This window comes from Saccharothrix australiensis, assembly GCF_003634935.1.
GTDB classification, from domain to species: Bacteria; Actinomycetota; Actinomycetes; order Mycobacteriales; family Pseudonocardiaceae; genus Actinosynnema; species Actinosynnema australiense.
This window is the reverse complement of the sequence record NZ_RBXO01000001.1, coordinates 7,451,713-7,464,214: the sequence shown is the minus strand read 5'-3', so window position 1 is coordinate 7,464,214 and position 12,502 is coordinate 7,451,713. Positions and strand designations below refer to the sequence as shown.

The 12,502-nt window shown below is 74.9% G+C and carries 10 protein-coding genes; 8 read left to right on the top strand and 2 right to left on the bottom strand.

What is annotated here, in order from left to right; translation table 11 throughout:
* Nucleotides 1-90 precede the first annotated feature (90 nt).
* From C8E97_RS31800 to purH, 4 genes are all read left to right on the top strand, one after another.
* The gene (locus C8E97_RS31800) at nucleotides 91-762 is read left to right on the top strand and encodes a DUF5336 domain-containing protein (RefSeq protein WP_121009584.1); all 672 of its coding nucleotides are present in this window, start codon (nucleotides 91-93) and stop codon (nucleotides 760-762) included.
* Between the two features lie 102 nt (nucleotides 763-864).
* Nucleotides 865-2,502: a cell division protein PerM gene (locus C8E97_RS35030; protein WP_170212048.1), complete on the top strand. Its 1,638-nt coding sequence runs from the start codon at nucleotides 865-867 to the stop codon at nucleotides 2,500-2,502.
* Between the two features lie 45 nt (nucleotides 2,503-2,547).
* Entirely contained in the window at nucleotides 2,548-3,210 is a 663-nt protein-coding gene (purN, locus tag C8E97_RS31795) for a phosphoribosylglycinamide formyltransferase (protein WP_281275486.1), read from the top strand.
* On the top strand, nucleotides 3,207-4,790 hold the full coding sequence (purH, locus tag C8E97_RS31790; protein WP_121009581.1) for a bifunctional phosphoribosylaminoimidazolecarboxamide formyltransferase/IMP cyclohydrolase: 1,584 nt from the start codon (nucleotides 3,207-3,209) through the stop codon (nucleotides 4,788-4,790). Before purN ends, purH begins: the two co-directional genes overlap by 4 nt.
* A gap of 122 nt (nucleotides 4,791-4,912) precedes the next feature.
* Here purH and C8E97_RS35025 read toward each other — a convergent pair whose 3' ends face one another.
* Nucleotides 4,913-5,497 (bottom strand): hypothetical protein, encoded by a 585-nt coding sequence (locus C8E97_RS35025; protein ID WP_211347171.1) that lies wholly within the window; start codon nucleotides 5,495-5,497, stop codon nucleotides 4,913-4,915.
* Nucleotides 5,498-5,942: 445 nt separating this feature from the next.
* Here C8E97_RS35025 and C8E97_RS31780 point away from each other — a divergent pair, with 445 nt between their 5' ends.
* The 4 genes from C8E97_RS31780 (at nucleotide 5,943) to C8E97_RS31765 (ending at nucleotide 11,879) form a co-directional block, all read left to right on the top strand.
* Nucleotides 5,943-6,608: a hypothetical protein gene (locus C8E97_RS31780; protein WP_147455289.1), complete on the top strand. Its 666-nt coding sequence runs from the start codon at nucleotides 5,943-5,945 to the stop codon at nucleotides 6,606-6,608.
* Between the two features lie 201 nt (nucleotides 6,609-6,809).
* Nucleotides 6,810-8,375, top strand: coding sequence for a DNA polymerase Y family protein (locus C8E97_RS31775; RefSeq protein WP_121012822.1), 1,566 nt, complete (start codon nucleotides 6,810-6,812; stop codon nucleotides 8,373-8,375).
* Nucleotides 8,375-8,581, top strand: coding sequence for a hypothetical protein (locus tag C8E97_RS31770; protein WP_121009575.1), 207 nt, complete (start codon nucleotides 8,375-8,377; stop codon nucleotides 8,579-8,581). Before C8E97_RS31775 ends, C8E97_RS31770 begins: the two co-directional genes overlap by 1 nt.
* Nucleotide 8,582: 1 nt before the next feature.
* Nucleotides 8,583-11,879: an error-prone DNA polymerase gene (locus C8E97_RS31765; RefSeq protein ID WP_121009572.1), complete on the top strand. Its 3,297-nt coding sequence runs from the start codon at nucleotides 8,583-8,585 to the stop codon at nucleotides 11,877-11,879.
* A gap of 146 nt (nucleotides 11,880-12,025) precedes the next feature.
* Here C8E97_RS31765 and C8E97_RS31760 read toward each other — a convergent pair whose 3' ends face one another.
* The gene (locus tag C8E97_RS31760) at nucleotides 12,026-12,484 is read right to left on the bottom strand and encodes a hypothetical protein (RefSeq protein ID WP_211347170.1); all 459 of its coding nucleotides are present in this window, start codon (nucleotides 12,482-12,484) and stop codon (nucleotides 12,026-12,028) included.
* Between the last annotated feature and the right edge of the window lie 18 nt (nucleotides 12,485-12,502).

The window sequence follows — 12,502 nt, the reverse complement described above, 5'->3', positions numbered from 1 at the left end:
ACCACGGAGGTCCGGTCGCCGTCGGAGAGTGCGCATCGGCTAGCGTTCGGTTGTCGCTAGTAGTCCGTCGGTGGAGGAGGAGACCTCGCCATGTCCGTGCCGTACGGCGCCCCTCAGCAGCAGCCGGGTCCGGCGCAGCAGCCGGCGGTGGGCGTCAACCTGAGCCTCATCCTCCCGCTCGTCGCGGCCGGCCTGGGGCTCATCGCCTACCTGCTGGCCTTCGCCGACGACGTGTCGTCGTTCGGCACCATCGAGTACCTGCTCGCCGCCGCCGCCCTGGCCGGCCTGACGGCGCTGCCGAAGGCGCTCAAGCTCCTGCCCGCCGCGGTGGTGCTCTCGGCGGTGCCGACGCTGCTGTTCCTCCAGGCGATCATCAAGAGCGAAGCCGACGTCAAGGGCATGCAGATCGTCGTGCTGATCATCGCGCTGCTGGAGACGGCCGCGATCGTGCTCGCGCTGCTGCTCGACTCCGGCGTCGTGAAGTTCGAGCCCAAGCCGGCCAACCCGTACGGCGGGCAGCCGGGTGGCTGGAACCCGCAGTCCGGTGGATTCCCGCAGACCGGTCAGCACCAGCAGCAGCCCGGCCAGTTCGGCCCGCCGTCCGGCCAGTTCGGCGCGCCGGTCCAGCAGCAGCAGCCCCAGCAGCCCCAGCAGCCCGGTGGCGCGCCGCAGCCCACCTCGTACATGCCGCAGCCCGGCCAGTTCAACCAGCCCGGCCAGGGCACGCCGCCCGGCGGGTTCGGCGGCCAGCAGCAGAGCTGACCCGGTCGTGGGAGGGGTGGTACCGCAGCGTCGGTGCCACCCCTCTTCGCGTGCGCGGCGTGCCTCACCCGAACGGCCGATCCCTCCTGAGACAGTGGAAAGATGCCGGTGCTGCAAACGTCCTCGCACGGCGCCGTGACGGACTCCGTGCGCCCGCCCGAGTTCTCCCGCGCGGAACGCGCCAGGGTGCTCGCCATGACGGCCGCCGGTTCCGTGGTGGTCAGCTACGCGGCCGTCGCGGCGCTGCTGGCGCTCGTCTCGTCCACGGCCGCGCACGCCCGGTTCTCCACCACCGGCGTCCTCACGGCGTCCGCGCCGGGGTGGCTGGTCGCGCACCACGTGCCGCTGCGGTTCGACGGCGGTCAGCTCGGCGTCCTGCCGCTGCTGCCGACCGTCCTGCTGATGCTGCTGGTGTCGCGGGCGGCGGCGGGCGCGGCGGACCGGCTCGGCCTGTTCGAGCCGTTGCAGGCGCGGGGCGTGGTGCTCAGCATCGCCGGCGCGCACGCGGCGTTCGGCGGGGTGGTGGCGTTCCTGCTGGGTGACGGCGGTGTGGTGCGGGCGACGCCGGCGGTGGCGTTCTTCGGCTGCGCGGCGGTGTCCGGGGTCGCGGCGGTGGCCGGGGTGGCGCAGCGGTGCGGCCTGGTCGAGGTGGTGTTCGAGCGGGTCGACCCGGTGGCCCGGCGCGGGCTGCGGGCGGGCGCGGTGGCGTTGGCCGTGCTGGCGGCGGTCGGCGCGCTGCTGCTGGCGTTCGGCCTGGCGGTGTCGTGGCCGGTGACCAGCGGCCTGTTCCGCCAGGCGGGCGGGACCCTCGGCACGGGGCTGGGCATCTGGCTGTTCTGCCTGGCGTACCTGCCCAACGCCGTGGTCGGCGCGATGTCCTACGTCGTGGGCTCCGGCTTCTCGATCGGCGCGGTGACCGTGAGCCCGACGGAGTTCACCGGCGGTCCGGTGCCCGCCGTGCCGCTGCTGGCCGCGTTGCCCGAGGCGCAGACCCCGGTGCTGCCGCTGGTGCTGATCCTGGCCGGCGCGACCGGGGTGCTGGTGGGCGTGTCCCTGCGGGACGCGGCCGAGACGCCGCGTGCGCGGGTGCGGGCCGTGCTGGTGGCGGCGGTGACCGCGGGCGTGGGCGGGCTCGTGCTGGCGGCGGTCGCGGGCGGGGCGCTGGGCAGCGGCGCGTTCAACCCGGTGACCGTGCCCGCCGGCCTGCTGGCGGTGCTGACGGTGGGCTGGATCGCCGTGCCGGGCTCGATCGTCGCCTGGTTCGCGGGCCCCCGCCCGGCTCCGGTCGTGCCCGCCGAGGGCGTCGCCGACGAGCCCGCTGCCGACGACCCGGACGCCGGCGGTGCCGGCGGTTCCGACGTGGACGGACCGGGGGAGCAGGAGGGCGACGACCTGCCGGACGACGAGGCCGACCCCGACCCCGACTCCGACGACGACGACGACTACGACGACGAGGAGGAGGACTACGAGGACGAGGACTACGAGGAAGACGAGGACGACCTTGAGTACGAGGAGGAACTCGAAGAACTCGAAGAGGAATCCTCCGACGACGACCCGGCCGACCCCGAGCCGGACGCGGACGCCGCTGTCGACCCGGACACCGACCTCGACCCGGACCTCGATCCCGACGCGGACCTCGATCCCGACGCGGACGCGGACCTCGACGCGGACGCCGATTCCGACCGCGACCCCGATCGCGGCACCGGCGGGGGCGCCCGCCCCGCCCGTGACCAGACCTGACCGACGGGCCCGACCAGGCAACGCCTAGGCTGCTCCTGAGCTGCTGTGACAGTCCCCAGCAAGGAGAGCACGCTGAGCGCCGCGACCACACTCCGGCTTCCGAACCCCGCGCGGGTCGTCGTCCTCGTCTCCGGTTCCGGAACCCTGATGCAGGCCCTGCTGGACGCCGCGACCGACCCCGGCTACCCCGTCCGGGTGGTGGCGGTCGGAGCGGACCGGGACGGCATCGAAGGTCTCGCCCGCGCCGAGCGCGCCGGCGTGCGCACCTTCACCGTGAAGCTGCGCGACCACGCCACTCGGGACGACTGGGACACCGCGCTGGCCGACGCCGTCGCCGCGCACGAGCCCGACCTGGTGGTCTCCGCCGGGTTCATGAAGATCCTCGGCTCCGCCTTCCTGGCCCGCTTCGGCGGCCGGATGGTCAACACCCACCCCGCGCTGCTGCCCGCCTTCCCCGGCGCGCACGGCGTCCGCGACGCCGTCGACTACGGCGTCAAGGTCACCGGCGCCACCGTGCACCTGGTGGACGGCGGCGTGGACACCGGGCCGATCCTGGCCCAGGAAGCCGTCGTCGTCGGTGCCGGTGACGACGTCGACAGCCTGCACGAGCGCATCAAGGTGGTGGAGCGGCGGCTGCTCGTCGACGTCGTCGCCCGCCTGGCCCGTGAGGGCTGCACCGTGAACGGACGAAAGGTGAGCATCCCGTGACCACTCCTGCCGAGAGGCGACCGGTTCGTCGGGCCCTGATCGGGGTGTCCGACAAGTCGGGGCTGCTGGAACTGGCCACCGGCCTGCACGCGGCCGGAGTCGAGATCGTGTCCACCGGCGGCACGGCGAAGACGCTCGCCGACGCCGGCGTGCCGGTGACGCCGGTGGAGGCCGTGACCGGGTTCCCGGAGGTGCTCGACGGGCGCGTCAAGACGCTGCACCCGCGCGTGCACGCGGGCCTGCTCGCCGACACGCGGCGGCCGGAGCACGTGGCGAAGCTGCGCGAGCTGGAGATCGCCCCGTTCGACCTGCTGGTGGTGAACCTGTACCCGTTCGCCCGGACCGTGGCGTCGGGCGCGTCGCCGGAGGAGTGCGTCGAGCAGATCGACATCGGCGGGCCGGCGATGGTGCGCGCGGCGGCCAAGAACCACGCGAGCGTCGCGGTCGTGGTCGACCCGGAGCGGTACGGGTGGGTGCTGGAGCAGGTCGCCGACGGCGGGTTCACGACGGCGGACCGGCAGTCCCTGGCGGCGGCGGCGTTCCGGCACACCGCGTCCTACGACGTGGCCGTGGCGTCCTGGATGGGCGGCGTGCTCAGCCCCGACGACGAGGGCTCCGGCTTCCCCGGCTGGCTCGGCGCGACGTGGCACCGCGAGCAGGTGCTGCGGTACGGCGAGAACCCGCACCAGAAGGCCGCGCTGTACACGCGGGGCGACGGGCGGACCGGCCTGGCGACCGCGCGGCAGCTGCACGGCAAGGAGATGTCCTACAACAACTTCGTGGACGCGGACGCGGCGTGGCGCGCGGCGTGGGACCACTCGCTGCCGTGCGTCGCGATCATCAAGCACGCCAACCCGTGCGGCATTGCGGTGTCCTCAGTGGAGGGTCCCGGTGCGATCGCGGACGCGCACCGCAAGGCGCACGCGTGCGACCCGGTGTCGGCGTTCGGCGGGGTGATCGCGGCCAACCGCGAGGTGACCGTGGAGCTGGCCGAGCAGGTCGCGGAGGTCTTCACCGAGGTGGTCGTCGCCCCCTCGTACGCCGATGGCGCGGTGGACGTGCTGGCGCGCAAGAAGAACGTGCGCATCCTGGTCGCCGACGAGCCGGTGCGCGGCGGCACGGAGACGCGGGCGGTGTCCGGTGGGCTGCTGGTGCAGACCGTGGACACCATCGAGGCCGAGGGCGACGACCCGACCAAGTGGACGCTCGCCTGCGGCGCCGCGCTGGACGAGGAGGGCCTGGCGGACCTGGCGTTCGCGTGGCGCGCGTGCCGCGCGGTGAAGTCGAACGCGATCCTGCTGGCGTCCGGCGGGGCGACCGTCGGCGCGGGCATGGGCCAGGTCAACCGGGTCGACGCGGCGCGGCTGGCGGTGACGCGGGCCGGTGACCGGGCGCGCGGCTCGGTGGCGGCGTCGGACGCGTTCTTCCCGTTCCCGGACGGGCTCCAGGTGCTGCTGGAGGCGGGCGTGCGGGCCGTCGTGCAGCCGGGCGGTTCGGTGCGGGACGCGGAGGTGATCGCGGCGGCCGAGGCGGCGGGCGCGACCGTCTACCTGACCGGCACGCGGCACTTCGCCCACTAGCGGCAGACCGCCGACACCCGTGCGGGTGCTCGGGGGTCCACCGATTCCCGAGCACCACCGACCCCGCCGGGGGATTCCCCTGCTCCCGGACCGGGCGAGGGGCGCCCCGCTCGGACCGGTCGTCAGCGCTTGGTCAGCTCCTCGGCGGTCTTGCGCACCACGGCCTCGGCGTCCTCGATCGGGAACTCCGAATCGCTGAAGAAACCCTTGTCCCGCCCCGAGTAGCGGATGTTCCACACCACCGCGCCCTTGCGGGCCAACAGGTTCACCTCGGTCAGGTCGGCGGGTGACGACGGGATGACGATGATCGCCTCGTCACCCACCCCCTGGACGGGCTTGGCCTGCTGCCCGGCGGCGTAGCCGGTGAAGCCGGAGTAGTTGCTCTTGGCCTGCTCCAGGTTGCGGTCCTGCTTGTCGGAGAACTTGCTGAAGTCGTAGACGAGGAAGCTCAGGGTGCGCGGGTCGCGGCCGTCCTTGCCCTTGGTCTGCTCCCAGGCGCAGTGGCTCTGCTTGAGCCCCTTGGCGCTCTCGTGCGGCGCCTGGATGAGCCGGAAGCTGCTGACGCGGGCCTGGGCACGCAGCTCGGCGCTCAGCTCGCACTGGGCGACGGGCTGCTCGCCGGGGCCGCCGCCGGGTTCGTCGCTGTAGTCCAGGTACAGCTTGCCGAACACGCCGCCGACGATCAGCACGACGGCACCCACCGCCAAGCCGACGACCAACCCGGTCCGCTTCTTCCGTGGCGGCTGCGGCCCGTACCCGGCCGGTCCACCCGGCCCGCCGTAACCCGGCCCGCCGTAACCCGGCGCGCCGTGGCCGAACCCGCCTTGGCCGCCCGGCGCGCCGTAACCGGGTCCGCCGGGTCCACCCGGTCCGCCTGGTGCGCCGTAACCCGGTGGTGGGAGCGGGCCCGGTTGTCCGGGCTGTGGAGGCTGGTGCTGAGGAGCGTTCACGGTTCCCCCCGTGCGTCGCGGAAGCTGCGCCGAGCAGTGTGCCAGTCACCCGATCGCGGCCCCGGACGCGGCCATTGACATCGGGTGGCCGGAAGGCGATAGGATCGTGCCGTCGTTCGAACAGGTGTTCGACGTCCAGGTCGCCGGCTTCCCACGGCGGTCCGCACACAGGGGTGCGTGCGGATTCGTGGGAGGAGGGTTGGTGTCCAGGTCGGCAACGGCGACGTTGGTCGCGCTCGGGGTAGGCGCGGCCGGCGAGTCGACCGAGGCACCGGCTCGGGTCCTGCCGGTTCGCGGGGAACTGGCGGAGGTCCTCCCGTGGGGCGGCCTGCGGCGGGGCAGCACGGTGTCGGTGCGCGGGTCGACATCGTTGCTGCTCACGCTGTTGGCCCAGGCGACGGCCGAAGGGTGCTGGGCGGTCGTGGCCGGCCTGCCGGGGTGTGGGGCGCTCGCGGCGGCCGAGCTGGGGGTGGCCGTCCAGCGACTCGCCCTGGTCCCTCGTCCGGGGAGGGACCAGGGCGAGGTCGAGCGCACCGTGGCGGCCCTGCTGGACGGGTTCGACCTGGTGTCCCTGGCGACCCCCGTGACACCCGCGACCGCGCGCAAGCTCTCCGCCCGCGCACGTCACCGCAAGTCCGTCCTGCTGCCGTTCGGGTCGTCCTGGCCGGGCGCGGACGTGGAACTGCGCGCTTCCTTCGGCCCGTGGCACGGCCTGGGCGAGGGGCACGGCCTGCTGACCACCCGCACGGCGACCGTCCACGTCGGTGGGCGGGGCGCCGCCGCGCGGGAGAGGACCACGACCCTGCCGCTGCCCGGTCCGACGAGCCCCGAACCGCCCCGCCCGGCCCTGCGCCCGGTGGCGGGGTGATCGGCGTGCGCGCGTCGCGGTGCCCGGCACCTGTCGGCCCCCACCGCAGGGCACCCGACCGGGCAGCGCCCGATCCGAGTGCCCCTGGCCCGTGCAGCCCGCCGGCCCGAGCGACACCCGATTCGTGCAGCGCCCGGCCCGTGCAGCGCTCGATCCGTGCAGCGCTCGACCCGACCCGACCCGAGGAACGAGGTGACCGCGATGTACACCCTCGCCGTGTGGTGCCCCGACTGGCCGGTGGTGGCCGCGTCGGCGGAGGCCGCCCTGCCGCCGCACGTCCCCGCCGCCGTGGTCCGGGGCAACGAGGTCGTCGCCTGCTCCGCCGTGGCCCGCGCGGAGGGCGTCCGGCGCGGCCAGCGCAAGCGCACCGCCCAGGGCCAGTGCCCCGACCTGGCGGTCTTCGAGCACGACGAGGTCCGCGACGCCCGCCTGTTCGAGCCGGTCGCCGCCGCCGTCGAAGAACTCGCGCCCGGCATCGAGGTGGTGCGCCCCGGCCTGGTCACGGTCGCCGCCCAAGGCCCGATCGGGTACTACAAATCACCTGAACGAGCGGCGGAACGGCTCGTCGACCACATCGCCGTCCGGGCCGGCGTGGAAGCGCAGGTGGGCCTCGCCGACGGCCTGTTCGCCGCGACCCTCGCCGCCCAGCGCGGCCGGCTCGTCCCGCCCGGCTGCACCGGCGACTTCCTCGCGCCGCTCGGCATCCACGAGCTCGACCCGCCCGCCGAGCACCGCGAGGACCGCGCCGAGCTGGTCGACCTGCTGCGGCGGCTCGGCCTGCGCACGCTCGGCGCGTTCGCGGGCATCCCGGAGCGCGACGTGGCCAGCCGGTTCGGCAGGCAGGCGGTGCTGGCCCACCGGCTGGCCTCGGGCGTGGTGGAACGGCCCCGCGTGCGCCGCAGGCCGCCGGTGGAGCTGTCCGTGACCGGGGACCTGGACCCGCCGGTGGACCGGGTCGACGCCGCCGCGTTCGCCGCGAAGGCCCTGGCCGAACGCCTGCACCGGGTCCTCGTCCGCCACGGCCTGGCCTGCACCCGGCTGGGCATCGAGGCCACCACCGAGCACGGTGAGCGGTTGCGGCGGGTGTGGCAGTGCGCCGACCCCTTGACGCCGCAGGGCATCGCCGACCGGGTGCGGTGGCAGCTCGACGGCTGGCTCACGCGGGAACGCCTCACCTCGGGCATCCGCCTCCTCCGGCTCGACCCGGAGGAGGTGGTGGTCGCGGGTGCCCGGCAGCCGGCCCTGTGGCCGGGCGCGGGCGAGGACCGGGGCGAAGCCGCCGAACGCGCCGCCCGCGCCCTGGTCCACGTGCAGGGCCTGCTGGGCCCGGACGCCGTGGTGACGCCCGTGCCGCAGGGCGGCCGGGGCCCGGTGGAGCGCGTCCGGCTGGTGCCGTGGGGCGACGAGCGCACACCCGCCACCGACCCGGCGCAGCCGTGGCCGGGTCGGCTGCCCGCGCCGTCGCCCGCGACGGTGTTCGCGTCGCCGGAACCCGCGGCGCTGGTGGACGAGGCGGGCGGGGACGTCGTGGTCACCGGGTACGCCGAGCTGGTCGCCCGGCCGCACCGGATCGTGCACGGCGGGCAGTCGCGGCGGGTCGTGGCGTGGGCGGGTCCGTGGCCCGTGGACGAGCGGTGGTGGGACGACGGGCACGCCGTGCGGGCCGCCCGGCTCCAGGTCCTCGGCACCGCCCCGAACGGGGAAGAGCTGGCGTTCCTGCTGATCCGCGCGGGCGGGAAGTGGGCGGTGGAAGGGGTGTACGACTGATGCCCGGTGACCTGTCCGATGACCGGGGCCCGGCCGACCGGGTCCCCACCGACCGGTGCCCGACCAACCACCGCCCCACCGACCGGGACGTGACCGGCCGGTGCCCCGGCGACTGGGACCTGACCGGCCGGTGCCCCGGCGACCGGGACCTGACCGACCGGGACCTGATCCCGTCACCCCGCCGCGCACCCGAGGAGCTGTTCTGACGTGGGCTGGAACAACCCACCCGTCCGCTGGTCGGAGCTGGAACGCGCGCTGAGGGGCGCGCCACCGCCCGCCGACGGCGGCGACGGCCCGGCGTGGACGCGCAACCGCGAGCGGTACGAGGCCGCGCCGGACTTCGCCGTCAAGGTCGACGAGCTGGGCGCGACCCGGTCCCGCGTGCCGTACGTGGAGCTGCACTGCCACTCGAACTTCAGCTTCCTCGACGGCGCGAGCCACCCCGAGGAACTGGTGGAGGCGGCGCAGCAGCTCGGCCTGGACGGGCTGGCGATCACCGACCACGACGGCATGTACGGCGTGGTGCGGTTCGCCGAGGCGGCCGGGGAACTCGGCGTGCGCACCGTGTTCGGCACCGAGCTGAGCCTCGGGCTCTCCGCGCCCCAGAGCGGTTCACCCGACCCGGAAGGCGAGCACCTGCTGCTGCTGGCCACCAACCCGGACGGCTACCACGCGCTGTGCCGCACCATCACCACCGGCCAGCTCGCGGAGGACGCCGAGAAGGGCCGCCCGGTGTACTCGCTGGAGCAGGTGGTCGCGGACACCCGCGACGAGTGCGTCGTGCTCACCGGGTGCCGCAAGGGCGCGGTGCGGCGGGCGTTGGCGGCGGGCGGTCCGGAGGCCGCGTTCGAGCAGCTGCGCCGGCTGGTCGACCTGTACGGCGAGGACCGGGTGTTCGTGGAGCTGACCGATCACGGCTACCCGGAGGACGGCCCGCGCAACGACCTGTTGTGGGGCATGGCGCGGGACCTGCGGCTGCCGACCGTGGCGACGAACGCCGTGCACTACGCGGTGCCCTCGCGCGGCAGGCTGGCGGCGGCGATGGCGGCGGTGCGGGCGCGGCGCGGCCTGGACGAGATGGCCGGCTGGCTGCCGCCGGGCCGCACGGCGTGCCTGCGGTCGGGCGAGGAGATGGCCCGCCGGTTCGCCCGGTTCCCCGGCGCGGTGCACCGGGCGGCGGTGCTGGGCATGCGGTGCCAGTTCGACCTGAAGCTCATCGCGCCCCGGCTGCCGCCGTTCGACGTGCCCGCGGGCGAGACCGAGGACAGCCACCTGCGGGCGCTCGCCCACGCGGGCGCGGCGCGGCGCTACGGCGCCCCGGAGGAGAACCCCGAGGCGTACCGGCAGGTCGAGCACGAGCTGCGGATCATCGAGGAGCTGGGCTTCCCCGGCTACTTCCTGGTGGTGCACGACATCGTGCGGTTCTGCCGGGAGAACGGCATCCTCTGCCAGGGGCGCGGCTCGGCGGCGAACTCCGCGGTCTGCTACGCGCTGGGCATCACGAACGTCGACGCCGTCCGGTTCGACCTGCTCTTCGAGCGCTTCCTGGCGCCCGCCCGCGACGGTCCGCCGGACATCGACCTGGACATCGAGTCCGACCGCCGCGAGGAGGTCATCCAGTACGTCTACGCCAAGTACGGCAGGCGGCACGCGGCGCAGGTCGCGAACGTGATCGGCTACCGCGCCCGGTCGGCGATCCGCGACGTGGCGAGGGCGCTCGGCCACTCGCCCGGTCAGCAGGACGCGTGGAGCAAGCAGATCGACCGCTGGGGCCCGCTGCGGTCCGCGGTGGAGGAGCGCGGCATACCCGGACCGGTGCTGGAGCTGGCCGCGCAGCTGGAGGACTCGCCCCGGCACCTGGGCATCCACTCCGGCGGGATGGTCATCTGCGACCGCCCGGTGAGCGAGGTGTGCCCGGTGGAGCGCGGACGCATGGCCGGCCGCACCGTGCTCCAGTGGGACAAGGACGACTGCGCGTCGATCGGACTGGTGAAGTTCGACCTGCTGGGGCTGGGCATGTTGTCGGTGCTGCACTACGCGATCGACCTGGTGCGCGAGCACGAGGGCGTGGAGGTCGACATCGGCGCGCTGGACCTCACCGACCAGGGCGTCTACGACATGCTGTGCCGGGCCGACTCGGTCGGCGTGTTCCAGGTGGAGAGCCGCGCGCAGATGGCGACCCTGCCCAGGCTCAAGCCTCGCGAGTTCTACGACCTGGTGGTGGAGGTCGCCCTGATCCGGCCGGGCCCCATCCAGGGCGGCTCGGTGCACCCCTACATCCGCCGCCGCAACGGCGGCGAGGCGTGGGAGCACGACCACCCGCTGCTGAAGGGCGCGCTGGACAAGACCCTGGGCGTGCCGCTGTTCCAGGAGCAGCTGATGCAGATCGCCGTGGACGTGGCCGACTTCAGCCCCGCCGAGGCGGACGAGCTGCGCCGGGCGATGGGCGCGAAGCGCTCGACGCACCGCATGGAACGCCTGCGCGACCGGTTCCACCGGGGCGCGAGGGCGAACGGCGTGGACGAGGCGACGGCCGAGCGGATCTACGCGAAGCTGCTGGCGTTCGCCAACTTCGGCTTCCCCGAGAGCCACGCCCTGAGCTTCGCCCACCTGGTGTTCGTCAGCGCGTGGTTCAAGCTGTACCACCCGGCGGCGTTCTGCGCGGCCCTGCTCCGGGCGCAGCCGATGGGCTTCTACTCGCCGCAGTCCCTGGTGGCCGACGCGCGCCGGCACGGGGTGCGGGTCCTCGGGCCGGACGTGAACGCGAGCCTGCCCCACGCCACGCTGGAGCGGGTCGACGGCGAGCAGGCCGTGCGCATCGGCCTGGCCGGGGTGCGCGGCATCGGCGAGCGGGTGGCGGAGGGGGTCGTGGCGAGCCGGGGCACGTCGCCGTTCCGGGACATGGCCGACTTCGGCGGGCGGGCGCGCCTGACCACGGCGCAGGTGGAAGCGCTGGCGACGGCGGGCGCCTTCGGCTGCTTCGGCCTGGACCGCCGGTCGGCCCTGTGGGCGGCGGGCGCGGTGGCCGGGATGCGCCCGGACCGCCTGCCGCACACGGTCGTGGGCACCACCGCGCCGACCCTGCCCGGCATGGACGAGGTGGAGCTGGCGGTGGCGGACGTCTGGGCGCTGAACCTGTCGCCGGACAGCTTCCCGACCCAGTTCGTCCGGGACCGCCTCACCGCGCTGGGCGCGCTGGCCGCGGTGGACCTGGCGTCCGCGCCGGACGGCGCGCGGGTCCTGGTGGGCGGCGCGGTGACCCACCGCCAGCGCCCCGGCACGGCGGGCGGCGTGACGTTCCTGAACATCGAGGACGAGACCGGCATGGTCAACGTCGTCTGCACGCCCGGCCTCTGGGCCAGGTACCGCAAGGTGGCGCGGACGAGCCCCGCCCTGCTCGTCCGCGGCGTGCTGGAGAAGGCGGAGGGCGTGATCAGCATCCGGGCGGACCGGCTCCAGGCCCTGGACCTGCGCGTCCCGTCCCGCTCGCGGGACTTCCGGTGACGCGGTGGTCGCGGGTCGCGGGTCGCTGGGCGGGGTCGGTGGGTGCGGGCCGGTGGGTGCGGGCTGGTGGGTGCGGGGCGGTTCTCACGGGCGGTGCCGCGCGCGGCGTGCCGGCGCGGACGACCGGGTGCGCACGTAGCGCGACTTCACCGGCTCGGTGACCGTCGCAGCACCCGAGTGGGCCGGCGGCGCGACCGACAACCGCACCGCCCACGGCGGACCGCCGCCGAGCCGGCGGCGGCCCGCTCGACGGTCGCCGACGGGACGTGCACCTGGATGGTGCGCATCGCGGCCGTCGCCCGGTAGTCGCGCACGCTCGCCCGGCCGGGTACCACGAGTTCCAGGTCGCCGGGCACCCGGCGCGCGGAGACCGGTTTCCCGTCGGTCCGCGTGCGCATGACGGCGTCACCGGTCGCGTAGAGCACGAGGTGCAGGTCGGCCACACCGGGCAGCCGGACGTCGTCGGCCTCGGCCGCGTGGTCGAAGCACTGCACGAGCAGCGACCGCCGGCCCGCGTCGCCCCAGCTGCAATAGGTGCGCCGCACCTGTGCCGACGCGTCGACATCCGCGTAAGGCGCCGGATCGAAGTCGGGCGAGTCGAACACGGCACCAGGCCGGTCCAG